The 24,674-nt window shown below is 61.6% G+C and carries 28 protein-coding genes; 8 read left to right on the forward strand and 20 right to left on the reverse strand.

From position 1 onward, the window contains the following. Positions 1-3 precede the first annotated feature (3 nt). The 11 genes from paaY to paaA all read right to left on the reverse strand — a co-directional run bounded on the left by paaY (position 4) and on the right by paaA (position 9,795). Positions 4-624 (reverse strand): phenylacetic acid degradation protein PaaY, encoded by a 621-nt coding sequence (gene paaY, locus AB4Z11_RS00065; RefSeq protein WP_442021701.1) that lies wholly within the window; start codon positions 622-624, stop codon positions 4-6. Further along, on the reverse strand, positions 624-1,829 hold the full coding sequence (gene pcaF / locus AB4Z11_RS00070; protein WP_442021649.1) for a 3-oxoadipyl-CoA thiolase: 1,206 nt from the start codon (positions 1,827-1,829) through the stop codon (positions 624-626). Before pcaF ends, paaY begins: the two co-directional genes overlap by 1 nt. Position 1,830: 1 nt before the next feature. After that, the gene (paaK, locus tag AB4Z11_RS00075) at positions 1,831-3,141 is read right to left on the reverse strand and encodes a phenylacetate--CoA ligase PaaK (protein WP_442021651.1); all 1,311 of its coding nucleotides are present in this window, start codon (positions 3,139-3,141) and stop codon (positions 1,831-1,833) included. A 27-nt stretch (positions 3,142-3,168) separates the two neighbouring features. Continuing rightward, positions 3,169-3,615 carry a hydroxyphenylacetyl-CoA thioesterase PaaI gene (gene paaI / locus AB4Z11_RS00080; RefSeq protein ID WP_442021653.1) on the reverse strand — a complete coding sequence of 149 codons (447 nt, stop codon included), beginning with the start codon at positions 3,613-3,615 and terminating at the stop codon, positions 3,169-3,171. Continuing rightward, entirely contained in the window at positions 3,608-5,161 is a 1,554-nt protein-coding gene (gene paaH, locus AB4Z11_RS00085; protein WP_442021655.1) for a 3-hydroxyacyl-CoA dehydrogenase PaaH, read from the reverse strand. The genes paaI and paaH overlap by 8 nt, the downstream gene beginning before the upstream one ends. Positions 5,162-5,163: 2 nt before the next feature. After that, positions 5,164-5,955 (reverse strand): 2-(1,2-epoxy-1,2-dihydrophenyl)acetyl-CoA isomerase PaaG, encoded by a 792-nt coding sequence (gene paaG, locus AB4Z11_RS00090; protein ID WP_442021657.1) that lies wholly within the window; start codon positions 5,953-5,955, stop codon positions 5,164-5,166. 81 nt (positions 5,956-6,036) lie between these two features. Then, positions 6,037-7,113, reverse strand: a complete 1,077-nt coding sequence (paaE, locus tag AB4Z11_RS00095) for a 1,2-phenylacetyl-CoA epoxidase subunit PaaE (protein ID WP_442021659.1) — start codon at positions 7,111-7,113, stop codon at positions 6,037-6,039. A 4-nt stretch (positions 7,114-7,117) separates the two neighbouring features. Next, the gene (gene paaD, locus AB4Z11_RS00100; protein WP_442021661.1) at positions 7,118-7,663 is read right to left on the reverse strand and encodes a 1,2-phenylacetyl-CoA epoxidase subunit PaaD; all 546 of its coding nucleotides are present in this window, start codon (positions 7,661-7,663) and stop codon (positions 7,118-7,120) included. Between the two features lies 1 nt (position 7,664). Further along, positions 7,665-8,417 (reverse strand): 1,2-phenylacetyl-CoA epoxidase subunit PaaC, encoded by a 753-nt coding sequence (paaC, locus tag AB4Z11_RS00105; RefSeq protein WP_442021663.1) that lies wholly within the window; start codon positions 8,415-8,417, stop codon positions 7,665-7,667. A 10-nt stretch (positions 8,418-8,427) separates the two neighbouring features. Next, positions 8,428-8,712 (reverse strand): 1,2-phenylacetyl-CoA epoxidase subunit PaaB, encoded by a 285-nt coding sequence (gene paaB, locus AB4Z11_RS00110; RefSeq protein WP_442021665.1) that lies wholly within the window; start codon positions 8,710-8,712, stop codon positions 8,428-8,430. Positions 8,713-8,805: 93 nt separating this feature from the next. Then, entirely contained in the window at positions 8,806-9,795 is a 990-nt protein-coding gene (gene paaA / locus AB4Z11_RS00115; RefSeq protein ID WP_442021667.1) for a 1,2-phenylacetyl-CoA epoxidase subunit PaaA, read from the reverse strand. Between the two features lie 122 nt (positions 9,796-9,917). Between paaA and paaX the strand changes: the two genes are divergently transcribed. Next, on the forward strand, positions 9,918-10,847 hold the full coding sequence (gene paaX, locus AB4Z11_RS00120; RefSeq protein ID WP_442021669.1) for a phenylacetic acid degradation operon negative regulatory protein PaaX: 930 nt from the start codon (positions 9,918-9,920) through the stop codon (positions 10,845-10,847). Positions 10,848-10,849: 2 nt separating this feature from the next. On the opposite strand, the gene AB4Z11_RS00125 is transcribed toward paaX, so the two are convergent. Continuing rightward, positions 10,850-11,935 (reverse strand): TRAP transporter substrate-binding protein, encoded by a 1,086-nt coding sequence (locus tag AB4Z11_RS00125; RefSeq protein ID WP_442021671.1) that lies wholly within the window; start codon positions 11,933-11,935, stop codon positions 10,850-10,852. A gap of 113 nt (positions 11,936-12,048) precedes the next feature. Between AB4Z11_RS00125 and AB4Z11_RS00130 the strand changes: the two genes are divergently transcribed. Next, positions 12,049-13,176: a M14 family metallopeptidase gene (locus tag AB4Z11_RS00130; protein ID WP_442021673.1), complete on the forward strand. Its 1,128-nt coding sequence runs from the start codon at positions 12,049-12,051 to the stop codon at positions 13,174-13,176. On the opposite strand, the gene AB4Z11_RS00135 is transcribed toward AB4Z11_RS00130, so the two are convergent. Continuing rightward, positions 13,173-13,904, reverse strand: a complete 732-nt coding sequence (locus tag AB4Z11_RS00135; RefSeq protein ID WP_442021675.1) for a helix-turn-helix domain-containing protein — start codon at positions 13,902-13,904, stop codon at positions 13,173-13,175. The genes AB4Z11_RS00130 and AB4Z11_RS00135 overlap by 4 nt on opposite strands. A gap of 128 nt (positions 13,905-14,032) precedes the next feature. Here AB4Z11_RS00135 and AB4Z11_RS00140 point away from each other — a divergent pair, with 128 nt between their 5' ends. After that, positions 14,033-14,431: a hypothetical protein gene (locus AB4Z11_RS00140; protein WP_442021677.1), complete on the forward strand. Its 399-nt coding sequence runs from the start codon at positions 14,033-14,035 to the stop codon at positions 14,429-14,431. 2 nt (positions 14,432-14,433) lie between these two features. Further along, positions 14,434-15,207, forward strand: a complete 774-nt coding sequence (locus tag AB4Z11_RS00145; protein ID WP_442021679.1) for a DUF2145 domain-containing protein — start codon at positions 14,434-14,436, stop codon at positions 15,205-15,207. A gap of 6 nt (positions 15,208-15,213) precedes the next feature. On the opposite strand, the gene AB4Z11_RS00150 is transcribed toward AB4Z11_RS00145, so the two are convergent. After that, complete coding sequence (locus AB4Z11_RS00150) at positions 15,214-15,381, reverse strand: hypothetical protein (protein ID WP_442021681.1); 168 nt, start codon at positions 15,379-15,381, stop codon at positions 15,214-15,216. A 32-nt stretch (positions 15,382-15,413) separates the two neighbouring features. Continuing rightward, positions 15,414-15,866, reverse strand: coding sequence for a hypothetical protein (locus AB4Z11_RS00155; protein WP_442021683.1), 453 nt, complete (start codon positions 15,864-15,866; stop codon positions 15,414-15,416). Between the two features lie 123 nt (positions 15,867-15,989). Here AB4Z11_RS00155 and AB4Z11_RS00160 point away from each other — a divergent pair, with 123 nt between their 5' ends. After that, on the forward strand, positions 15,990-16,421 hold the full coding sequence (locus tag AB4Z11_RS00160) for an Ohr family peroxiredoxin (protein WP_442021685.1): 432 nt from the start codon (positions 15,990-15,992) through the stop codon (positions 16,419-16,421). A 48-nt stretch (positions 16,422-16,469) separates the two neighbouring features. Next, the gene (locus AB4Z11_RS00165; RefSeq protein ID WP_442021687.1) at positions 16,470-16,904 is read left to right on the forward strand and encodes an Ohr family peroxiredoxin; all 435 of its coding nucleotides are present in this window, start codon (positions 16,470-16,472) and stop codon (positions 16,902-16,904) included. A gap of 47 nt (positions 16,905-16,951) precedes the next feature. Here AB4Z11_RS00165 and AB4Z11_RS00170 read toward each other — a convergent pair whose 3' ends face one another. Next, positions 16,952-17,809 carry a type 1 glutamine amidotransferase domain-containing protein gene (locus tag AB4Z11_RS00170; RefSeq protein WP_442021703.1) on the reverse strand — a complete coding sequence of 286 codons (858 nt, stop codon included), beginning with the start codon at positions 17,807-17,809 and terminating at the stop codon, positions 16,952-16,954. A gap of 66 nt (positions 17,810-17,875) precedes the next feature. On the opposite strand from AB4Z11_RS00170, the gene AB4Z11_RS00175 reads away from it, so the two are divergent. Beyond that, positions 17,876-18,769, forward strand: a complete 894-nt coding sequence (locus AB4Z11_RS00175) for a LysR family transcriptional regulator (protein ID WP_442021689.1) — start codon at positions 17,876-17,878, stop codon at positions 18,767-18,769. Here the strand turns inward: AB4Z11_RS00175 and AB4Z11_RS00180 are convergent. Further along, entirely contained in the window at positions 18,747-19,538 is a 792-nt protein-coding gene (locus AB4Z11_RS00180) for an NAD(P)H-dependent oxidoreductase (RefSeq protein ID WP_442021691.1), read from the reverse strand. The two genes, AB4Z11_RS00175 and AB4Z11_RS00180, sit on opposite strands and share 23 nt — an antisense overlap. A 64-nt stretch (positions 19,539-19,602) precedes the next feature. Here AB4Z11_RS00180 and AB4Z11_RS00185 point away from each other — a divergent pair, with 64 nt between their 5' ends. Next, positions 19,603-20,502 carry a LysR family transcriptional regulator gene (locus AB4Z11_RS00185; RefSeq protein ID WP_442021693.1) on the forward strand — a complete coding sequence of 300 codons (900 nt, stop codon included), beginning with the start codon at positions 19,603-19,605 and terminating at the stop codon, positions 20,500-20,502. Here the strand turns inward: AB4Z11_RS00185 and AB4Z11_RS00190 are convergent, their stop codons facing one another. The 3 genes from AB4Z11_RS00190 to ltrA form a co-directional block, all read right to left on the reverse strand. Then, positions 20,503-21,591, reverse strand: coding sequence for a TRAP transporter substrate-binding protein (locus AB4Z11_RS00190; protein ID WP_442021695.1), 1,089 nt, complete (start codon positions 21,589-21,591; stop codon positions 20,503-20,505). It abuts the gene before it with no gap. Positions 21,592-21,662: 71 nt separating this feature from the next. Beyond that, on the reverse strand, positions 21,663-23,015 hold the full coding sequence (pmbA, locus tag AB4Z11_RS00195) for a metalloprotease PmbA (RefSeq protein WP_442021697.1): 1,353 nt from the start codon (positions 23,013-23,015) through the stop codon (positions 21,663-21,665). Positions 23,016-23,133: 118 nt separating this feature from the next. Continuing rightward, the coding region (gene ltrA / locus AB4Z11_RS00200; protein ID WP_442021699.1) for a group II intron reverse transcriptase/maturase at positions 23,134-24,674 on the reverse strand (1,541 nt) is incomplete at its 5' end.

Consider the following 24,674-nt stretch of genomic DNA (forward strand, 5'->3'; position numbering starts at 1 on the left):
TGTTCAAGTCTCCGATTTATTTGATTGCTTGTGCAGATGCATAGGCAGCGAGGTGTCCCATTGCATGCGAGGACGGTCCGGCGCCACTTCGGTGTCCGGCTCCACCTCGTGCATGGTTTGCATCGAGCGCATGGCCAGCTCGTGATATTGGCCCGTGCCGCCTTCCTTCCACTTCAGTTCCTGGTCACTCACCTGGCGCACCACCTTGGCGGGCGTACCCATCACCATGCTGCGTGGCGGGATTTCCGAGCCGGCCTTCACGAAAGCGCAGGCCGCGATGATGCTTTCCGGGCCAACCACCGCGTTATCCATCACGACTGCGTTCATGCCGACCAGCGCATTGCGGCCGATGCGGCAGCCATGCAGCACGGCGCCGTGGCCAATGTGGCCATCCTTTTCAACCACGGTGTCGGCGCCGGGGAAGCCATGCATCACGCAGGTATCCTGCAGGTTCGCGCCCTCTTCCAGGATCAGGCGGCCGAAATCACCGCGCAGGGAGGCCAGCGGCGCCACATAGCAGCGCGGGCCAACAATCACGTCACCGATCAGCACTGCCGTCGGGTGTACGTATGCGGCCGGATGCACGACCGGACGCACGCCGTTGATCTCGTAGATCGGCATGATCAGACTCGCTCGATCACCAGCGCGATGCCCTGGCCCACGCCAATGCACATGGTGCACAGCGCGTAGCGGCCGCCAGTGCGTTCAAGTTGATTCAGCGCCGTTGTCACCAGGCGTGCGCCGGACGCGCCGAGCGGGTGTCCGATAGCGATAGCGCCGCCGTTCGGGTTCACGTGGGCAGCATCGTCCGGCAGGCCGAGATCGCGCGTCACCGCCAGGCCTTGTGCGGCAAAGGCCTCGTTCAATTCGATCACATCCATCTGCTCGATAGTCATACCCAGTTGCGCCAACACTTTCTTCGAAGCGGGCGACGGACCGAAGCCCATGATGCGCGGCGCCAGGCCGGCGGTCGCCATGCCCAGCACTTTGGCGCGCGGCTTCAGACCGAATTTATCGACCGCCGCACCGGAGGCCAGCAGCACCGCACAGGCGCCATCGTTCACGCCGGAGGCATTGCCTGCGGTGACCGTGCCTTCAGGCTTGACGACGCCTTTCAGATTGGCCAGTTGTTCGATGGTGGTTTCCGGACGCGGATGCTCGTCGGTGCTGACCACCTTAGGATCACCTTTCTTCTGAGGGATCGTGACCGGTACGATTTCCTTTTCGAAGAAGCCCGCGGCATGCGCGGCGGCCCAGCGCTGCTGGCTGCGCAGTGCAAAGGCATCCTGGTCTGCGCGGTTGATCTTGAATTCTTCTGCGACGTTTTCCGCCGTTTCCGGCATGGAGTCGATGCCATATTTCCCCTTCATCAGCGGGTTCACGAAGCGCCAGCCAATGGTGGTGTCTTCGATCTTCGCGCTGCGCGAGAAGGCGCTGTCCGCCTTGCCCATCACGAAGGGCGCGCGGGTCATGCTTTCCACACCGCCCGCGATCACCAGATGCGCTTCGCCGGACTTGATGGCGCGCGCCGCAATGCCCACCGCGTCCAGGCTGGAACCGCACAGGCGGTTGATGGTGTTGGCCGGCACTTCGACCGGCAGGCCGGCCAGCAGCGCAGCCATGCGACCCACGTTGCGGTTATCTTCGCCCGCGCCGTTGGCGCAGCCGTAGTAAATGTCGTCGACCTGCTTCCAGTCCACGCCGGGATTACGCTGCATCAGCGCGGCGATMGGCACGGCGGCCAGGTCGTCGGCGCGCACGGATGCCAGGGCACCGCCGTAGCGGCCGAACGGAGTGCGAACGGCGTCGCAGATATAAGCTTCAGTCATATTATTCCTTGGGTCGCTTGTCGATTACGCGCTTGGCCTTGCCGGTCAAGGTGCGTTCAATGCCGTCAGGCGGCAGCATGCTTACTTTGGTCGAAACGCCGACCATGGTTTTGATGCGGTGTTCCAGTTCTTTTGCCAGCACAAGTCCCTGCGCCGGATCAACGCCGGGGCGCAGCTCGGCCAGCACTTCCAGCTTGTCCAGATGGCCGTCCCGGGTCACCACCAGCTGGTATTGCGGCGCCAGTTCGTGCATCTTGCAGATCAGTTCTTCGATCTGGGTCGGGAACACGTTCACGCCGCGGATGATCAGCATGTCGTCCGAACGCCCCGTGATCTTGCCGATGCGGCGCATGGAGCGCGAGGTCGGCGGCAACAGGCGCGTGAGGTCGCGCGTGCGATAGCGGATCACCGGCAGCGCTTCCTTGCTCAGCGTGGTAAATACCAGCTCGCCTTCCGATCCTTCCGGCAGCACTTCGCCCGTTTCGGGATCGATGATCTCCGGGTAGAAATGGTCTTCCCAGATGACCGGGCCATCTTTCGACTCGATACATTCGCTTGCCACGCCAGGCCCCATGACTTCGGACAAGCCGTAGATATCCACCGCGTCGATACCCGCACGTTCCTGGATCTCGGCGCGCATCGCATCCGTCCACGGCTCGGCGCCGAAGATGCCGACCTGCAGCGAGGACTTGGCCGGGTCGACGCCCTGGCGCTGAAATTCCTCGATGATGTTCAGCATGTACGACGGCGTAACCATGATGATCGATGGTTCGAAGTCGCGAATCAGCTGCACCTGCTTTTCCGTCTGCCCGCCGGACATTGGAATCACCGTGCAGCCCAGGCGTTCCGCGCCATAGTGCGCACCGAGGCCGCCCGTGAACAGGCCATAGCCATAGGAGATGTGCACCATATCGCCCGCGCGGCCACCGGCAGCGCGAATCGAACGCGCCACGCAGCCGGCCCAGGTATCGATGTCGTTCTGCGTGTAGCCAACCACAGTTGCCTTGCCCGTGGTGCCGCTCGATGCGTGCACGCGCACCACCTTCTCGCGCGGCACGGCGAACAGGCCGAAAGGATAGTTGTCGCGCAGGGTTTTCTTGTCAGTGAAGGGAAACTTGGCCAGATCGGCCAGCGTCTTCAAATCGTCCGGATGCACACCTTTCTCATCGAAGGCTTTGCGGTAGTGCGGCACGTTCTCGTATGCGTGCTTGAGCGACCACTTCATGCGCTCCAGTTGCAAGGCCTGGAGTTCGTCGCGGCTGGCCTTTTCGATCGGTTCCAGGTCAGACGGGGCGGGATTACGTTGAACCATCGGGTGTCTCCTCCGAATATGTTTGCGTCAGCCGTGAGTCGTCACCAGCTGGCCACTGACACGATGCGACTTGCCGCGGAAGGTCGCGATGATGCGCCCTTCCTGGTTGCTCACCGTGACGTCGTAGATGCCGGTCTTGCCGGACAGGGTGCGCTCGATGGCTTCCGCCATGAGCAGGTCGTCCTGGCGGCCGGGCGCCAGGTAGTCGATCGTGCATCCTGCGCCCACCGTGATGTGGTTATGGCTGTTGCACGCAAACGCAAAGGCGCTGTCCGCCAGTGCGAAGATAAAGCCGCCGTGGCAGGTCTGGTGCCCGTTCAGCATATCGGCCCGCACCGGCATGGTCATGCGCGCATAACCGGGGCGGATTTCCGTCAGTTTCATACCCAGGCCCTGGCTGGCGGCATCGCGCTCATACATGATGGCGCCTGCCGCTTCGGCCAAAGCTTGCGGATGGAGTGTTGCGTCATTCATGGATCTTGGCTCCGCTTTGCTGCTTGCGGCGCAGCAGGGGCGACACGCGATAACGGTCCTCGCCATAGCTGTGTGCCAGGTTGTCCAGCACCGTGGCGACGTGGTTCACGCCGACCAGGTCGGCCCAGGCCAACGGGCCGCGTGGGTAGTTGACGCCCTTCTGCATCGCCGTATCCGCGCCAGTGGCGCTGCACACGCCTTGATTCACGGCGTCGGCGGCTTCGTTGGCCAGCATTGCAACGGTACGCATCACAGCGAGGCCAGGTACGTCATCCAGACGGCTCACCGCGAATCCGGCAGCCTGGAACATGGCCACGGCGGCATTGAAGGCGTTGGTGCTGCACTGGTCCGCTTTGGCGACCGCGATGCGCGGCGATTTGGCGTAGTCGAACACAAGGTCGAACAGCACGGTGTCCGGATGATTGTCGTCATGCGCGCGGGCAGTGGCGGTGCGGCCATCGGTCAGGTAGATGGCGGCGCCGTTGCAGTGGAAAGCCGGCGCTTCGTGCTTGCGGTGGCCTTCCGCCGATTTGCGCGTGGTGACCGCCATGCCGTTCTGTTTCAGGCGTTCCGCGATAACGTTGGTGATCGCGGCCGCATCGTCCGGCTCGAAACTGTAGCCAACGTATTCCGGCTTCGGCTGCGGCGCCTCCGCCTGCGCCTGGGGCGCTGTGACGCCCTCGCCGTACGGATAAACGCCACGACCCGATTTGCGGCCGAAGTGGCCCGCATTCACCAGTTCCAGCTGCAGAACGGACGGCGTGAAGCGCGGATCGCTGTAGTAAGCGCGGAATACGGATTCGGTGACGGAATAGTTCACGTCATGGCCGATCAGGTCCATCAACTCGAATGGCCCCATGCGAAAGCCGCCCGCCTCGCGCATCACGGCATCGATGGTAGCCGCATCGGCGGCCTGTTCGTTCAGCAGGCGCCAGCCCTCGGCGTAATAAGGACGCGCCACGCGGTTGACGATGAAACCGGCCGTAGATTTGGCGTGCACCGGATTCTTGCCCCAGGCTTCGGCGGTGTCATACACGGTTTCCGCCACGTCCGCATCGGTTGCCACGCCGCTGATCACTTCCACCAGCGCCATCAGCGGCACGGGATTGAAGAAGTGCATACCGACCAGGCGCTGCGGCTTGCGCAGCCTGGCCGCGATGGCAGTGACGGAAATCGAGGACGTATTGGTGGCAAGGATGGCGTCTTCAGCGACGATGTTTTCCAGATCGCCGAACAGGGCGCGCTTCACGTCCAGATTTTCGACGATAGCTTCTACCACCAGCGCGGCATCGGCCACGTCTTCCAATACGCCGACGCCATGCAGGCGCTCGCGCGCTGCGGACGCTGCTTCGCCGGTCATCTTGCCCTTCTCAACCAGCTTGCCGAATACGGTGCCGATATCGGCGATGGCTTTCGCCACCGCTTCGGCGCGCGTGTCGAACAGTTTGACCTTGTAGCCAGCGGCTGCGGCAACTTGCGCGATGCCGGAGCCCATGGCGCCGCTGCCGATGACGGCGACGGTGCTGCCTTGTGCGAGGGCGGACATGCTTACTCTCCTTTGAAGTTGGGAGCGCGTTTGGCCATGAAGGCATCGACGCCTTCACGATAATCGTGACTGTAGCCCAGCTCACGCATCATTTCACCTTCCAGTTTCAGCTGGTCGGCCAAAGTGTTGTGCCAGCTGGCTTGCAGGGCGTGCTTGGTGAAAGCCAGGCCCTTCGTCGGCGCCGTGGCGAAGTGCCTGGCCATGGCCAGCGCTTCGTTCATCAATTCCTCGTCCGGCACGGCTTTCCAGATCAGGCCCCATTGCTCGGCGCGTTCGGCGGACAGCTTTTCGCCCAGCATGGCGAGGCCGGTGGCGCGGGCGTGGCCGATCAGGCGTGGCAGATGCCAGGTGCCGCCGGTGTCCGGGATCAGGCCCAGTTTGGAGAAGGCTTCGATGAAGTTGGCGGATTTCGCAGCGAGCACGATGTCGCAGGCCAGGGCCAGGTTGGCGCCTGCACCAGCAGCGACGCCGTTCACGGCGCAGATTACCGGCATCGGCAACTCGCGCAGCGCCAGCACCAGCGGGGCGTAGAATTTTTCGACCGATTCGCCGAGATCGACCGCCGCGCCGCCGGGAGCAACGGCGCGGTCGCCCAGATCCTGGCCGGCGCAGAAGCCGCGGCCGGCGCCGGTCAGCAGCAGCACGCGCACGGATTTGTCATTGCGGACCTGCGCCAGCGCCTCGCGCACTTCGAGGTGCATGGCTTGCGTGAAGCTGTTCAGTTTATCGGGGCGGTTCAGCGTCAGTTGCGCGACGCCGTCTTTGATGTCGAACAGGATGTTTTCGTAGCTCACTCGTGGTCTCCTTTTTTAGAACCCAAGGCTTGAACCTGGTGGCAGCCACATCGTGGCTGCCACCTGTTTTCCGCCGTGGGTTTATTCAGCCTGGTCATAGTCGATGATTACTTTGTCGGTCGTCGGGAAGCTCTGGCAGCTCAGCACGAAACCGCGGGCGATTTCGTAGTCTTCCAGCGCGTAGTTGACGTCCATGTCCACTTTCCCTTCCAGCACCTTGCAGCGGCAGGTGGAACACACGCCGCCTTTACAGGAGTAGCGCATATCCAGTCCCGCGCGCAGGCCGGCGTCGAGGATGGATTCCTTGTCCTTCTCCATGGTGAAGGTGGCGGCGCTGCCGTCCATGATCACGGTGACTTCGGTCAGGTGCGGCTCCGCGCTGGTCTGGGCGCGCGCCTTGTGCTGGTGCTTCGGAATGCTGGCGGCAAACAGCTCGATCTTGATGTTCGACTTCGCCATACCCGCTTCCTGCAACGCTTCGGAGACGCCGTGCATCATGTCTTCCGGGCCGCAGATGAAGGCCACGTCGTAATCCTTGATATCGACCCAGTGCTCCAGAAATTGCCGGGTTTTCTCTTTCGTGATGCGGCCGTTAAAAAGTTCAATGTCCTGCTGCTCGCGGCTCATCACGTAAACGATGTTCAGGCGCTCCAGGTAGCTATCCTTCAGCTCCATCAGCTCGTTCTTGAAAATCACCGAGGACGAAGCACGGTTGCCATAGAACAGGGTGAATTTGCTATTCGGCTCGGCCAGCAGTGTGGTCTTGATGATGGACAGGATAGGCGTAATGCCGCTGCCCGCCGCGAAGGCCATGTAGTTGCGATGGCTCTGCGCGTCCAGCGGCACATTGAAGTGGCCCATTGGCGGCATCACATCGATTGTCGCGCCGGGCTTCAGCATATCGTTGGCCCAGCAGGAGAACATACCGCCCGGCGTGCGCTTGATGGCCACGCGCAGGCTGCCATCCTGCACGGCGGAGCAGATCGAATAAGAGCGGCGCACGTCTTCCGATTCGATATTGGTGCGCAGCGTCAAGTGCTGGCCTTGCGTGTATTTGAAACAGTCCTGCAGTTCGGCAGGCACGGCGAAAGTGACAGCGATGCAGTCACGCGTTTCCTGCTGCACTTTCGATACAGACAGCGGATAGAATTTGCTCATGATGTCAGTGGCACTTGAAGTAGTCGAAAGGCTCTTTGCAGTCCAGGCACTTGTACAGCGCCTTGCACGGCGTGGAGCCGAACTGGCTGGTGACTTCGGTGTGGCTCGAACCGCAATGCGGGCACACGACTTTGGGTGCAGGCACGGCTCCGCGCGCGACGCCTGCGCGCAATGGATCGACCGGCGCGGCAGGCGCGCCAATGCGCCGCAGACCGCTGATGTCGATCACCTTCTGCGCAGGCGGTGCAATGCCATAGCCTTTCAGGCGGGCCTTGCCTGCATCGCTCATCCAGTCGGTGGTCCACGCCGGCGACAGGCGGGTGATGATGTCCACCTGCTGAATACCCGAATCGTGCAGCGCTTGCTGGATATCGTCAGCGATCACCTGCATCGCCGGGCAGCCGGAATAGGTCGGCGTGATCGTGATGGCGCAGGACGAAGGTCCGGTGACCTGCACATCGCGTACGATGCCGAGGTCCACCACCGAGATCACAGGGATCTCGGGATCGGATACGCCGGCCAGCAAGGTCCAGACGTGCGACGAATCCATCTCACCACTCCGCGCCGGGATAGGCACGCTGCAGGAACTGCATCTCGGCCAACAGATAGCCCAGGTGTTCGCTGTGACGGCCTTGCTTGCCGCCCTTCTGCATCCAGGCCTCGGCCGGCGGCATGGCCAGAGTGGCTTCGCCGAAGATGTCGGACACGTGAGCCAGCCACTGCTCGCGCAGCATGGCGGCTGGTGGCGCAACGCCTTCGGCAACCATCGCTTCATCGACTTCGTCGTAGATGAAGACTTCGCCGGTGTACATCCACAGCTCGTCGGCCGCAGTCTGCATGAACTTGTGGCTCACATCCGTGCCATCGCCCAAGCGCACTACCAGGTCGCCGCTGCGGCGCAGATGGTAGGTCACTTCCTTCAGCGATTTCTCGGCGATTTCCGCGATGCGTGGATCGGACGATTTGGTCAGGGCGCCAATCAGGAAGTAGTGCCAGGTGTCGAAGAAGAACTGGCGCATCATGGTCATGCCGTAATTGCCGTTCGGCTGTTCGACCAGCACCACATTCTTGTAGTCGTGGGCATCGCGCAGGAAGGCCAGCTTGTCTTCGTCACGCTCCTTGCCTTCCAGTTCGGCGGCGTAGCTGTACCACATGCGGGTCTGGCCCAGCAGGTCGAGCGACACGTTGGAGAGCGCCATATCTTCTTCCAGCGCAGGGCCTTTGCCGCACAATTCGGCCAGGCGCTGGCTCAGCACCATGGCGTTGTCGCCCAGGCGCAGCAGGTAATTTACCTTGTTGTCCATGGCCGCCGCCTTACAGGTTCTTCACTTCTTCCGGCATCGGGAAGAAGGTCGGGTGGCGATAGACTTTGCTGTTGGACGGTTCGAACAGCGGGCCCTTGTCGGAAGGCGCGCTGGATACGATGTCGGCAGCGCGTACGACCCAGATGCTTACGCCTTCGTTGCGGCGGGTGTACACGTCGCGCGCATTATTGATCGCCATCTCGGCGTCCGGCGCATGCAGGCTGCCGACGTGCTTGTGGGCCAGGCCGTGCTGGCTGCGGATGAATACTTCCCACAGTGGCCATTCTTTGCTCATGTTGTCTCCTTCTCGAATTCCTGGAACACCCAAGGCGTGAACCTGGTGGCAGCCACGATGTGGCTGCCACCTGCTTTCTGCCGTGGGTTCTGATCAGGCCGCAGCCTGCTCCTTATTGTGTTTGTCGGCGTACGCTACCAGCGCATCGCGGAACCAGGCGCCGTCTTCGTAGGCTTTCACGCGGGTGCGCAGGCGCTCGCGGTTGCATGGTCCATTGCCCTTCAGGACGTTGTGGAATTCCGACCAGTCGATCTCGCCGAAGTCGTAGCTGCCACGCTCCTCGTTCCACTTCAAATCCGGGTCAGGAATCGTCAGGCCCAGGAATTCAGCCTGCGGCACCGTCTGATCGACCATGCGCTGGCGCAGTTCATCGTTGGAGAACAGCTTGATGCGCCAGGCGGTGGACTGCGCGCTGTTCACGGACTCCGCATCGGACGGGCCGAACATCATCAGCGACGGCCACCACCAGCGGTTCAGCGCATCCTGCGCCATCGCCTTCTGTTCCGGCGTGCCTTTGGCGAGGGACATCATGATGTCGTAGCCCTGGCGCGCATGGAAAGATTCCTCCTTGCAGACGCGGATCATGGCGCGCGAGTAGGGTCCGTAGGAGCAGCGGCACAGCGGGATCTGGTTGATGATGGCCGAGCCATCCACCAGCCAGCCGATGGCGCCCATGTCGGCCCAGCTCAGGGTTGGGTAATTGAAGATGGACGAATATTTGGCTTTGCCGCTGTGCAGCGCCTGCAGCAGCTCATCGCGCGACACGCCCAGGGTTTCGGCGGCGCTGTAGAGATAGAGGCCATGGCCGGCTTCGTCCTGGATCTTGGCCAGCAGGATGGACTTGCGCTTCAGGGTCGGCGCGCGGGTCACCCAGTTGCCTTCCGGCAGCTGTCCGACGATCTCGGAGTGGGCGTGCTGGGAAATCTGGCGGATCAGGGTCTTGCGGTAGGCCTCGGGCATCCAGTCTTTGGGTTCGATCTTGATGCCGGCGTCGATGCGGTCCTGGAAAGCGCGCTCTTCGGCGCTCATGTCTTCCAGCGTACGGACATTTTTCAGTCCGGTTTCCACCATTTGAGCGTACATGTGGGAAGTCTCCTAGCGAGTGTGAGATCATAATACGATACAGATTCGCGTTTGCATACTATTTTTTTGAGTCATATAAAATTTCTGTATCCTGAGTGTCGTCAGTGTATAAACTCAGGTCTATGCAAAATAACCAGAAAATCAATGACTGGATTGCCGGATTTCTTTCCGGCGAGCCACCGCGCTCGAAATCCCTGGTAATGACCATCTTTGGCGACGCGGTTGTGCCCCACGGAGGCATGGTCTGGCTGGGCAGCCTGATCGATCTGCTGGCGCCGTTCGGCATGAATGACAGGCTGGTGCGCACCTCGGTGTTCCGCCTGGCGCAGGAAGGCTGGCTGGGCGCCCAGCGCGACGGCCGCCGCAGCAACTACGCCGTGATGCCGGACGCGCAGCCACGGCTGAGCCGGGCCTTCCGCCGCATCTACTCGCCGCTGGATACGCACTGGTCGGGCAACTGGACCCTGGTGCTGGGGACGAACGGCCTGGACGCGTCCGAACGCGCGCTGATGCGCAAGGAATTGTTGTGGGAGGGCTACAGCGTGATCGCGCCGGGCATCGCCTGCCATCCCGCCGGCGATCACGAAGCGCTGGAAGCGCTGCTGCAGCGCATGGGCATGCTGAGCAAGGTGTATGTGTGCCAGGCGAGCGAGCTGCCCGGCGTACACGGCAAGCCGCTGTCGGATCTGGTTGGCGAAGGGTGGGATTTGTCCGAGGTGATAACCGGCTACACCAAATTCGTGGATCTCTTCACGCCGCTGCTGGACATGCTGCGCGAAGCAGCCGAGCCCGTTGATCCCGAACAGGCTTTCGTGGTGCGCTCGCTGGTGATCCACGCCTACCGCCGCGTACAGCTGCACGACCCGCAGCTGCCGGTCGAGCTGCTGCCCAATCCGTGGCCGGGCGCCGCTGCGTACAGCCTGGCGCGCGAACTGTATCGGCTGACGTGGGAACAATCCGAACGCCACGTCCTCACCATGCTGCGCCGCGAAGACCCCGAAGCCCCCACCGCCGCCTCCAGCTTCTACAACCGCTTCGGCGGCCTCCGCTGAAGTTAGCGGCGGGTGGCGTTGATGAGGTAGTTTTGCATGGTGGCTTCGGCGATCGAGGCCCATTGGTTCTGGTCGTGGCGGAACCTTTTCCACGGCTCGTAGATCTTGCGGAATTTGGCGTTTTTAGCGGACTCTTCTTCCATCGTCGCCACCGAAATCTTGTAGGCTTCGTCCATGATCTCTTTCGAGAACGGGTGCAGCTTGACGCCGTTCTTGATCAGGCGGGCCAGCGCGGCGGGATTCTTGGCGTCGTAGTCGGCCTGCATGCGGACATGGCACTCATAGGCCGCCACTTCAAACGCCGCCTGGTATTCCTTCGGCAGCTTTTCCCAAGCAGAGATGCCGACGTAGAACGATAGCTGCGGCCCCGCTTCCCACCAGCCCGGATAGTAGTAGTGCGGCGCGACCTTGGCCAGGCCGAGTTTTTCATCGTCATACGGACCAACCCACTCGGCCGCGTCGATCGAGCCCTTCTCCAGCGCGGAATAAACGTCGCTGGCCGGAATCTGCTGCGGCACCACACCCATGCGCTCCATCACGCGCCCCGCGAAGCCGGCCACGCGCATCTTCAGGCCTTTCATATCGGCCAGCGTCTTGATCTCGCGGCGGAACCAGCCGCCCATCTGGGTGCCGGTGTTCCCGCCCATGAAGTTGATGATGCCGTAGCCCTTGTAGAACTCGCGCAGCAGCTGCAGGCCGCCGCCCTGCTCCATCCACGCCGTCTGCTGGCGCGAGGTCAGGCCGAAAGGCACGGCACAGTCGAAGCAGAAGGTGGGATCTTTGCCGAAATAGTAGTAGGYCGGCGTGTGGCCGATTTCGACCGTGCCGGCCTGCACGGCGTCCATCACTTGCAAGCCCGGCACCACCTCGCCCGCCGCGTATTGGCGAATCACGAATTTGCCGCCGGTGAGTTCAGACACCCGCTTGATGAACTGCTCGGCCGGGCCAAAGATCGCATCCAGCGTTTTCGGGAAGCTGGACGCCATGCGCCAGGTGACCGCTTGCGGCCCCTGTGCCATGGCCGGAATTGCCAGCGTGCCGGCGCCTGCCGCGGCGGCGGTGTTTTTCAGGAAGCTGCGACGTTGCATGGACGAGTCTCCAAAATAGTGATTTTGGCAAACATTGTAGCTTCAATAATCGCGGAAGGAGTATTATGTTGGGCTCTGCGCAACAGGCGCCTTATTTTCCAATGGGACACACAATGTCTATCAAAGTTAGCAGCCAGTTCGACGCTGGCGCCATCGACATCGTCAGCGTTACCACCGCGGGCGATATCGACCTCAATATCCGCAAGGATTCCCACGCCGACATCATCCAGTGGTTCTACTTCCGCGTGCAGGGCGCGCAGGCGGTGCCGCTGACGATCCGCTTCCTGAACGCCGCCAAGGCTGCGTATCCGGATGGCTGGAAGGATTATCAGGCGGTAGCGTCCTACGACCGCGAAACCTGGTTCCGTGTCCCGACCAGCTACGACGGCGAGGTGATGACCATTGAGCATGCGCCTGAGCACGACAGCGTCTACTACGCTTACTTCGAGCCTTATTCGTGGGAGCGCCACCTGGCCCTGCTGGATTCGGCCCAGCTGTCCCCGCTGACCCAGCTGGTGGACCTCGGCAGCACCATCGACGGCCACGACCTGAACATGCTGGTCATCGGCGATCCGGATGCCGAGAAGAAGGTGTGGGTCATCGCGCGCCAGCACCCGGGCGAAACCATGGCCGAGTGGTTCGTGGAAGGCATGGTCGAGGCCCTGCTGGACCCGGCCGATCCTTTCGCCAGCCAGTGCCTGCAGGATGCCTGCTTCTACGTGGTGCCGAACATGAATCCGGACGGCTCCGTGCGCGGCAATCTGCGCACCAACGCGTCCGGCGCGAATCTGAACCGCGAGTGGAACGAGCCTTCGATGGAGCGCAGCCCTGAAGTGTTCCTGGTCAAGGAGAAGATGAAGGAAATCGGCTGCGATATGTTCCTGGATATCCACGGCGATGAAGGCCTGCCTTACGTCTTCGTGGCCGGCAGCGAAGCCCTGCCGAGCTTCACCAAGGAACAGCGCGCGGCGCAGGACAAGTTCATCGCCGACTTCAAGATCGCGTCGCCGGATTTCCAGTCGGAACACGGCTATGGCGAATCGCCCTACACGCCGGAAGTGCTGACCATGGGTTCGCCGCACATCACCCACCTGTTCGGCTGCCTGTCGCTGACCCTGGAAATGCCGTTCAAGGACAACGCCAACGATCCGGACGACGTCAACGGYTGGAACGGTGCACGCAGCGCAAAGCTGGGCGCCTCCATCCTGCAACCGGTGCTGCGCTCCCTGCGCGGTATCTAACGCTGTAGCGCCGCGAAGGCCTTGGGTATCCAGGGCCGCGCGGCGAGCATGAAGGTCACGGCGCGGCGCTGGTCATACGGCAGCCGCGCATCATCCTGATGCTGGCGCGAGAACTCGTCGGCCACCTGCTGCAGGCGCTCCTGCAAGGCGCGCATCGATTGCGGCGACAGCATCACACTCACCAGACGCATGATTTCATCGCGGCCGTCAAAGCGGCTGTCGAAATAATCCGCAGACGCTTCGCGGCGGAACCAGGCCTGGATTGGCCCATCGGGTATCCAGCTGAACGTGCGCGACACCAGCAGCTTCACCTTATTGTTCGGCTTCAGAATCAGGAAGCCGGTCTTGTCCAGCTTGAGCAGACAGGCCGTGGCCTCTGCTGCGCTGATCTTGAAGTCCGCCACGATCTCTTCCACCGGCACCTGGTTCAGCGCCAGCACCGCCACCAGCAGCAGCTTCACGTCGCCCGTGATTTCCTCTTCCTGCGCATAGGTCAGCCGCGAAATCAGCTGCGGCGCATCGGCCGACGACTGCGCCAGCGTGGCCAGGTCCAGCTCCAGCACATTCAGCACCTGCTCCAGCCGCTCCAGCGTGAAGTTGCGGCTGGCGAACATGCGCTTGATGCTCGGCTCGGACAGCCCGATGCGCTGCCCCAGATCCGCATAGGTCATTCCTTTGGCCTTCAGTTGCCGCTTCAGGGCATCGACAAGTCGCGCCACACTAGACATAGCTCCCACCCCGTCAATAAGTATCGAAATATGATACCAGCAGCGCTGGCGCTTGCGACGATGTTTTTCCGCATTGCACGTACGCCGCAGCCGGACAATGATGACAACTCTTAACCAGGAGCTATCCAATGAAAAAAGTTCTGCTCGCATCCCTTCTCGCTGTCGCCAGCATCGCCAGCCAGGCGCATGACGGTTCGGTTGGTTCGATCCGCGGTCCTGGCGAACTGTCCGTTGGCGTGGTGGGAGGTTCGCTTCTCGTCGCCGGCGCGGCAGGCAGCGTGGTGGTTGAAAGTGTGAAGACGGCCGGTGATGGTATCGAGGTTGTGGTGAAGGGCGGGTCTGAAGCCAGCACGGCGACGCTGCGCTTCAGCGGCACCGCAGCTGGCGGCCTGTCGCTGGCGACGGGTACGGTGGTTGAAGTGGTGGCGATGTCGGCAGGCCAGGCGCTGGTCGCGTCGGGCAAGGTGCTGGCCTTCATTCCGAACGAGTCGGGCAAAGCCCTGCTCCATCACAGCAAGGTGAATTGATCATGCGCCGCCTGCTGCTTGCGCTGCTGCTGGCTTGCTCCGCGCTGGCTCGCGCCGGCCAGCAATGTGAAGACAAGCCCATGTCGGTAGACGAAGTACGCAAGTCGATGGATCTGGCGCAGCACAGCATGGACGCGCTGGAGGCGAGCGGCGCGCAGTTGGCCCTCATCGCCCGCGCGGGACAGAACTTATCCCGCTATAACGTGCGCTACTCGCACGTGGGCCTTGTATGGCGCGACCATCCCGAAGGCCGCTGGACCGTGGTCCATCTGCTGAACGAATGCGGCACGGCGGACTCCCATCTCTACAACGAAGGCCTGGGCAATTTCTTCCTGACGGATCTGTACCAGTTCAACGCAGAGATCGTGATTCCGGCACYGGCCGTGCAGCAGAAGATGGCGCAGTTGCTGGCCTCCCGCACGCCACTGCGCATGCACCAGTCAAGCTACAACATGCTGGCCTACGCTTTCTCGACGCGCTATCAGAATTCAAACCAGTGGGTGCTTGAGATGCTGGCGGCCGCATCGGCCGCGCCGGGCGCCGTGGAAACCCGCGACGAAGCGCAGCGCTGGCTGAAACAGGCGGGCTTCATGCCGGGCACGGTGCACATCGATGCCGCTACACGCCTCGGCGCGCGCATGTTCCGCGCCAATGTGGCGTTCGACGATCATCCCTTCGGCCAGCGCATGGCAGGCCAGATCGATACCATCACGGTGGATTCGGTCGACCGCTTCCTGCGCACCGACCCGCAAACTCGCGTATTGGAAGTGCGCTGAGTCTTCCTAGGGTTTGCCGAGTTTGCGCACCCGCCTCACCTGCTTGCGGCGCAGCTTGTCGAGCGCATGGGCTTGCGGATAGCCCGGCTCGCCGGGATGTTTGTGTTCGTGATGTCCCGGCTCGGACTTACCGCTGAGCTCCGGGAACAGCTCCGATTGTCGCTTGACGTCCATAGGCCCATGGTAGGCCCGGGCGCACGCCGGCGCTAGTTCTTCTTGCCCCCGCTGGCGTTCTCGCGGCGGATGGCGTCGCGGTCTTTGTGCGAGAAGATCATGCCGTTGCAGCGCTTGTTCGCTTCCGAGATACGGGCATTGAACTGCGTCTGTTCGCGGTTCAGCTTTTCTCCTTGCGCATTCAGCTCCGCGCCACGCGCGTCCAGCGCTTCCTGCCTGGCGTTGAAGGCCGCAACGGCTGCCGCATCGTCTCGGCTCACGGTGGACGCGCTCGCCATGTGAGCCGCAATCTCATCCTGGGTGCGCTTCAGCGCCAGCTTGTGCTCGTCCTGGCGGCGAATCAGGGACAGCCGCTGTTCCTGCAGGCTGTCTTCTTCATCGACGCAGGACTTGAACTGCTCGCGCTGTGCCGCGGTTGGCGGCGGCCCGGATTGCGCAAATGCCAACGCCGCCGGAAGCAGGGCTATCGCAACCGCTGTTTTCATAAAAATTCTCATTTCCGCAGTGTGCCACAAAGGCCTTGACATGCGCCCTTCCGTGCACGAGAATGCTATTAATCGGATGCGAACTAATCGCATACGCCACAAACTAACTTAACGGAGTAAATCATGAGCAAAATCGAAAAAGTCCTGGTCACCGGCAAAACCCACACCACCCCGACCAAGCCCGGCGATCACAACAGCAAAGTCAATCTGAACCTGAGCGGTACTGGCGCTAAAGCTTACGCCTTCGAAGCCATCGCAGCCCATCCGACTGCCGAGCAGCTGTTTGCCGGCGCCTGGTCCGCCTGCTACATCAGCGCCGTGAGCATCGTCGCCTCCAGCAAAGGCGTGCAACTGCCGGCCGACACTGCGGTCGATATCGAAGTCGACCTGGGCCAGACCGGCGACCAATACTTCCTGCAAGCCCGCCTGACCCTGAGCGTGCCCGGCCTGCCGCTGGACATCGCCACCGAAATCGCCCATGGCGCCGACGCAATGTGCCCGTACTCGAAAGCCACCAAGGGCAACATCGACGTCGCTTTGAACGTGGCAGTTTAATAGTGCACTATATAAACGTATCCGCTACATATTTTTAAGGAGCAAATCATGAGCAAAATCGAAAAAGTCCTCGTTACCGGCAAAACCCACACCACCCAAGTCAAAGCAGGCGATCACAACAGCAAAGTGAACCTGAAACTGAACGGCACCGGCGCCAAAGAAATCACTTTCGACGCCGTGGCCGCCCACCCGACCGCTGAACAACTGTTCGCCGGCGCCTGGTCTTCCTGCTACTCCCTGGCCCTGGGCCTGGCCGCAGAACAGAACAATGTGAAGCTGCCCGCCGACACCTCGGTCGACATCGAAGTGGACCTGGGCCAGACCGGCGAGGCGTACTTCCTCGGCGCCCGCCTGACCGTGAACCTGCCCGGCCTGAGCGAAGAAGTAGCCACCACCGTCGCCCACGCCGCCGACCAGATCTGCCCGTACTCCAAAGCCGTACGCGGCAATATCGACGTGGCAATCAAAGTCACCACCGCTTAACGCGGCTCATGGCCGGTCCGCTGGAGGGCAGGACCGGCCACGTTGTATCACGGGCGCTTCAGCAGCTCGGCGCCCACCGCGGGCGCGGAGAATGGGTTCTGTCCCGTGATCAGTTCGCGGTCCACCACCACATTCGATTGCCACAGTCCTGCGGCGCTGAACTTCAGGCCGGCCTGTTCCAGCGCAGTCTGCGGTGTGAACTTCATTTCGCCACCATTCAGCTGGGCCTTGGACGCCTCTTCCTCGGCATTGCTGAATGCCGTCACCTTGTAGCCCGCATAGATCCAGTTCGGATGCGGCGCGCTTCCCTTCTGCTCCATTTTCAAGGCAAAGCCTTTGGTATCCGGCAGTGCGGACAGCAAGGCTGCCGGACCATGGCACACCAGCGCAGTGGGCTTGCCGGCGTTATGGAAGGCGGTCAGCACTTTACCCAGGCCCTCGTCCTTCAGCAGATCCTGCATTGGCGCGTGGCCGCCCGGCACAAAGACCGCATCGAAACGCCCCACGCCTTGCTGCGCCACGCGCGCCAGGCTGACCACCGGCGAATTCACAGGATCGGTCAGGCGCAGCTGGTCCAGCAGCTTCCGATGCGCTTCCATCGCCGCCTTGTCGTTCCCGAAGAACATGGGATCGAGCGAGTTCCTGTCGATGGCCGGCGCCATGCCTTTTGGCGTGGCGAAAGTAATTGAGTGGCCGGCATCCAGCAGCATCTTCGCCGGCTGCATCAACTCATTCAGGTAAGCGCCCGTTTCGTAGGTCTTACCTGCTTTGAGATCCAGCGTATGCTCGTCGGACAGCACCACCAGCACATTGGCGGCCTGGGCATCGAAGGCGGCCGCCAGCAAGGCCGCCAGGCTCAGTTTTTTCAGCATGTTCTTCTCCATCAGGTTGTCGATGGATGCCACTTTATTCAAGCCTTCATAGGAGATAAACTACCGCCAACCCAATTCATTTGTTCTTTTGAGACAATAATGACGCGACGCTTTGACCACCTCGCCGATGTGGAGACTTTCGTGACTGTCGTCGAGCGTGGCTCGTTGACGGCTGCCGCAGTGGCGCTATCCACCACGCCCTCCGTCGTCAGCCGCGCGATTGCCCGCCTGGAGGCACGCCTGGGCAGCCAGCTGCTGCGCCGGACCACACGCAGCATGAGCCTGACCGAAGCCGGCCAGCTCTACATGGAACAATCCCGCGCCGCCTTTGCGCAAATCGATGAAGCGGAGCGTGCAATCCAGGGCACGGCCGGTGCCGTAACGGGGCGCATCCGCATCACCGCGCCGACCACCTTCGGCAATTACCGTCTGCCTGCCCTGCTGCAGCGCTTCACAGCGCTGCATCCCGGCGTACGCGTCGATCTGAACATCAGCAACCGCAACGTCGATCTCGCAGCGGATGGATATGACTTCGCAATTCGCCAGGGCATGCTGAAGGACAGCAGCCTGATAGCGCGCAAGCTGGAAGACGCGCAGTTGGTGCTGGTCTGTTCGCCATCGTATGCCGCGCAGGCCGGTCTGCCGGACAGCATCGAGGCGCTGGCCGAGCACCGTTGCCTGTCCTTCCTCATGCCCAGCACCGGCCGTGCGGTGCCTTGGCAGCTGCGCCGCGACGGCGAAGATATCGACTGGACGCCCCAGTCACTGGTGCAGGTGTCGGACGATCCGCTCGGCGTGATCTCATTGGCGGAAGCGGGACTGGGCATTTGCCATGGCTTCCATTTCGTCGTGCAGGAGCGCCTGGCACGCGGAGCGCTGGTGCCGGTGCTGCCGCAGCTATGGGGACGCAGCAGGCCTTTCTCCCYGCTCTATCCCCGCCAGCGCAGCCTGTCCGCCGCTGCGCGCGCGTTTATCGAGACCCTGGTTCCTTGAGATGCACACTAAGGCCTTCGCGGCCCGGCGCGATATGCGACTTGAGTGTCATGGCCGGGATCTCGTAATCGCCTGCGTTCTGCTTGCGGTACGGGATCGGTGGCGTTTCGAACAGCGTATCCATGCGCTCACCCAGGGCGCGGCATAGCGCGGCGTAGCGGGCTTCATCGGTGCGGCCCACGCGGTAGGCCACGAAGGGGGGCAGCACGTCGAAGCCGGGGTAGTACAGCATGCCGTGCTGGATGGGGAACAGCAGATCGTCGATCGCGCCGTTGATGCCGCGCGGACTGTAATGCGATTCCCAGCCGCCAGCGGTTACCACGATCATTGCGCGCTTGCCTGCCAGCGTGCCTTCACCGTAGCGGTCGCCCCAGCGCAGTTCTGAATGCTCACCGACGCCGTAGCCGAAGCCGTTCGCATACACACGTTCGAACCAGCCTTTCAGAATCGCGGGGACCGAGAACCACCACAGCGGGAACTGGATGATCACGGCGTCCGCCCACAGCAGTTTGGCTTGTTCGGAGGCGATGTCCGGGCTCTGGCGGCCGTTGTCGTAAGCACGGCGCGAGTCCTGCTCCGGCAGAAAGCGGGGACCGGCGGCGCCGTCCAGGCTGTCGTCCACATCGAGCGCGGACTTCCAGCCCATGGCGTACAAGTCGGAGACCTGCACGGTGTGGCCGGCCGCTTGCAGGCGCTCGACCATGAAGTTTTTAAGGGACCCGTTCAGCGAACGGGGCTCGGGATGGGCATACACGATTAAAGTATTCATGCCCTGCAGATTAGGGCTGCTCAAGGTATATTGGAAATGAATTCCATAAATTCCAGATATTACGATGAATAATTTGCACCGGCTCGACCTCAATCTGCTGCTCACGCTGGACGCGCTGCTGGCAGAGCATAACGTCACACGTGCAGCGGAGCGCTTGCATCTGTCGCAGCCCGCCGTCAGCGTGCATCTGGCGCGCTTGCGCGAGGCGTTTGGCGATCCCTTGCTGCTGCCAGGGCCACGCGGCATGCGTCCCACCGCGCGGGCGGACGCGTTGCGCGAGCCGCTGCGGCAGGCACTGGAAGGGCTGGCGCAAGCGGTGGCGCCTTCTACGCCCTTCGATCCCGCAGCGGCGGACCAGACCTGGCGCGTGGCCGCCACTGATTACGYGGAATCAGCCATCCTGCTGCCTGCGCTGGCAGCGATACGCACACTGGCGCCCGGCACGCGACTGGCTGTGCTGGAGGCTGTGCCGCCGCGCATGGCGCGCCAGGCGGAGCAAGGAGAAGTCGATATCGCCTTTCACACCACCGAAGGCGCGCCATCCGGCCTGAGAGCGCGGCCGCTGTTCAAGGAAAGCTATGTGCTGGCGATGCGCGAGGCGCATCCGAAAGCCAAACGGCGCCCGTCGCTAAAGCAGTTCTGCGATCTGGAACACGTGATTGTCTCGCCCGACGGCGGCGGGTTCACGGGCGTGACCGATGAGGCGCTGGCGGAGGCGGGACTGGCAAGGCGCGTGGTGCTGTCGGTGCCGCACTTCATGGCCATGCTGCACATCGTCGCGCATACGGACATGGTGGCGATGGTGCCGGAGCGGCTGGTACGGGGAAATGCTGCGCTGAAGATCATGGAACCGCCGCTGGCGGTCCCTGGCTACGAGATGACGATGCTGTGGCACGAACGCCGCCACCGCGATCCTGCCCACCAGTGGTTGCGCGAGCAAATCGTGGCAGCGGTAGGAACCTGATTACTTGCCGCGGTCGGCCTTGATCAGATAATTCTGCATCGTGGCTTCGGCAATCGAGGCCCACTGGTTCTGGTCGTGGCGGAAGCGCTTCCACGGTTCGTAGATCTTGGCGAATTTGGCGTTGCGCGCCGCTTCTTCGGCGAACAGTTCGGTCGCCACCTTGTAGGCCGCGTCCATCATATCGGTTGGGAAGCCGCGCAGTTTCACGCCGCTCTTCAGCAGGCGCGCCAATGCGGTCGGGTTCTTGAAGTCGTACTCGGCCTGCATCACCACGTGGGCTTCGTAGGTTGCCGCTTCAATGGCCGCCTGATATTCCTTCGGCAGCTTCTCCCACTCTTTCAGGTTGATGTAGAAGGAGAAGGACGCACCCGCCTCCCACCAGCCCGGATAGTAGTAGTACGGCGCGACCTTGTAGAAGCCCAGCTTCTCGTCGTCGTAGGGACCGACCCATTCCGCGGCGTCGATCGTGCCTTTTTCCAGCGCTGGATAAATATCGCCGCCGGCCAGCTGCTGCGGCACCGCGCCCAGACGTTCCATCACCTTGCCGGCGAAACCGGCGATGCGCATCTTGGTGCCCTTCAGGTCCGCCAGCGTCTTCACTTCCTTGCGGAACCAGCCGCCCATCTGGGTGCCGGAATTCCCGCCCAGGAAATTGACCACGCCATAGTCCTTGAAAAAGGCGCGCAGCAGTTCGCGGCCGCCGCCCTGCTCATACCACGCCGTGTGCTGGCGCGAAGTCAGGCCGAAAGGTACGGCGCAGTCGAAGGAGAATGTCGGGTCTTTGCCGAAGTAGTAGTAAGTCGCGCTGTGGCCGCATTCGACGGTGCCGGCGGAGACAGCGTCCAGCACCTGCAGGCCGGGCACCACCTCGCCCGCGGCGAAGGAGCGGATATTGAATTTGCCGCCGGTCAGTTGGGAAACGCGTTTGGTGAAGGTATCAGCGGCGCCGAAGATGGTATCCAGGGATTTGGGGAAACTGGAAGCCAGGCGCCAGTTGATGGCGGGCAGCTCCGCGGCCAGCGCCGGGGCGGCAATTACGCTCGCACCCGCGCCTGCTGCTGCCTTCTTGATGAAGGAACGACGTTCCATACGTGTTGTCTCCTTAGAAGTGTTGTACGTCGGGGAAAACGCTACAGCTTCGGGAGAGTGTATGGAAATCTTTAGTTTCCGGCAACTACCATTTTCTCAATCAGGATCGAGCCGGTTTGCTTGGTGCCGCGCACCAGCACGTCGGTGCCGATGCCCATGATCTGCTGGAACATTTCCTTCATATTGCCAGCGATGGTGATCTCTTCGACCGGGTATTGAATCACACCGTTTTCGACCCAGTAGCCGGACGCGCCGCGGCTGTAGTCGCCGGTCACATAGTTGGTGCCCTGGCCCATCAGCTCGGTCACCAGCAGGCCGGTGCCCATCTTGCGCAGCATGCCTGCGAAGTCGTCGTCCTTCGCCGTCAGCTTGGAAGTCAGCGACAGATTGTGCGAGCCGCCTGCGTTGCCGGTGGTCTTCATACCCAGCTTGCGCGCCGAATACGTCGACAGGAAATAGCCCTGCAGTACGCCATCCTTCACCACATCGCGCTTGGAGGTGCGCACACCCTCTTCGTCAAACGGCGCCGAGCCGATGCCGCCCACTACGTGCGGATCTTCCTTCACCTGGATGTGGGACGGGAACACGCTCTTGCCCAGGGTATCGAGCAGGAAAGTCGATTTGCGGTACAGCGCGCCGCCCGAGGTGGCCTGTACGAAGGCGCCCAGCAGGCCGGCGGCCAGCGGCGCTTCGAACAGCACCGGGCAGGTGCGGGTATTCAGCTTGCGCGCATTCAGGCGGGCCAGTGCGCGCTCGGCCGCATAACGGCCCACGGCTTCCGGGGACGCCATTTTCTTCGGATCGCGCACCGAGGTGTACCAGTCGTCGCGCTGCATCCTGGCGCCCTTGCCAGCGATCGGGGTCACGGACAGCGTATGGCGCGAGTAAGGATAGCCGCCGATAAAGCCGCGCGAATTAGCCGAAACGAAGTGCGATTGCTGCACATGCACACCGGCGCCTTCGCTATTGGTCACGCGCGCATCGACGTCGAACGCGGCCTGCTCGGCGCGCTGCGCCAGCACCACCGCTTCCTCAGTGGCGATATGCCATGGATAGTGCAGCTTGAGGTCTTGCGGATGCTTTTCCAGCATGTCCTCATCGGCCAGGCCGGCGCAGTCATCCTCGGCGGTAAAGCGGGCGATATTGTGCGCCGCTTCCACTGCCGCGCGCAGCGACTTGGCGGAGAAATCGGAGGTGCTGGCATTGCCGCGCTTCTTGCCGACAAAGACGGTCACGCCCATGCCTTTGTCGCGGTTCTGCTCGATCGTTTCGATCTTGCTCTTCCGGACCGACACCGACAAACCGCTTCCTTCGCTGATTTCAACGGCGGCATCGGTGCCACCAACCTCGCGCGCATACGTCAATACGTCGCGTGCAAGCTGCTTCAACTGGTCCTGGCTGTAGGTGAATGCGGATTCGCTCATGGGCTGTTTTTCGGGGTGTGGGCGTGGAGGGTAGGAAGGGTCTGTTGCCAGAACCCCTCCCCCCTAAGAACCGTGCATGCGACTTTCGCAGCACACGGCTCAAGCATAATAAAAATTCCTATACAGGAACCGGTTTCACAACAATCAAACCAAGGCGGTGCACTTGAGTATGACAATTTGGATGCAATAATACTCGATTTCCAAGAGCCTCGGATCCACCCATCACACGGTACTCTATGTGGTGGTCATGCCATCCTGTGTCTACGTCCATCTCGTATTCACAGAGCGCGCAAAGGCCGCGTTGGTCAGCGTATAGTTTGGCCCATTCCTTTCGGTAGCCCATGTTTTTCAACATGCGTTCCTGTCGGAGAGCTTCACCATATTCCTCCCACTGCGGATCATAAGGATGATAATCCCCCATGATCTTCTTATGGCGCTCAATGGGAGTACTCGCAAGTGAGTACAATTCCATCGCAGCTTTGTTGCCATCCTTCGTTGCGACGTCTGCAGCAAACACCCACCTTCGTTCACCGACTGTCCGCCAATATTTCCGACGAATCCATTCGGTGTTCTTGTTGGGATGCCTGCGCTTGGCCCACCGCATCAGTCGCCAGAACAGCAACGACTCCATGCGCGAGAATGCTTGTTTGGCTACTACCGGGCTGTGATATTGCGCCCAACCCCGTAGTATTGGATTTAGCAGTCGGATTAGATCCTCGTGCCGTACCATCAAATGTTCGCCGATGACTTTCCTCAGCTTTTCATAGAACGCTTTCGAGTTCTTCTTACTCGGCTTGATGAGCAGCTTTTCCCCGTACTTCCGGAAATTCCACCCAAGGAAGTCGAACCCCTCGTCGATGTGCACGATCTTGGTCTTGGCATCGGATAGTCGCAGACCTCGTTTTGCGAGGAAGGCTTCTATCCATGGCCGGATCTCTGTTTCGAGCAGTTCAGATGAACCGCATGGAACCACGAAATCGTCCGCATATCGCACAACACCTACTTTGAGTCCTTTGATTTTCGACTTACCGAATTTCGCACCGAGGTGCTTAATCAGTTCCGTTTCCAATCCGTTCAACGTCCAGTTTGCCAATGCAGGGCTGATGATGCCGCCCTGCGGCGTTCCCGCTGTGGTTGCCAGCAACTGCGCCCGGTCTACGACCCCGGATTTCAGCCATTTCCGAAGAATCACTTTGTCCATACAGACATGTTTGATCATCCAGTCGTGGTTGATGTTGTCGAAGAACCCTTCGATGTCCGCGTCTAATACCCAGCTGGCCGAAGCCTTCTGAGACATCTTCACGAACAGCTGCCCCATTGCGTCTGCTGTAGAACGATTCTTCCTAAACCCATAAGAGTTCGGGTCGCTCACGGCCTCCAGCACCGGATCGAGCGCTAGCAGATGCAGCGCTTGCATAGCTCGATCTTTCATGGTCGGGATACCCAGAGCGCGTTCCTTTCCATTGGCCTTAGGGAGGATATAGACCCTCCGTAGTGGCAGGGGTCTGTAACGGCGCTTCTCCAACTGCCCAATCGCTGCAAACTTCTGCAACGGCGTTTCCCATAATTTCCGGTCCACGCCTGCGGTGCGCTTGCCTTGGTTTTCAGTCTGTTCGTTTGCTCGCAGAATTGACCCACTCCGATTGACCCACCTTCCAC

The sequence above is a fragment of the Pseudoduganella sp. RAF53_2 genome (assembly GCF_052113985.1).
Lineage (GTDB): Bacteria > Pseudomonadota > Gammaproteobacteria > Burkholderiales > Burkholderiaceae_D > Rugamonas.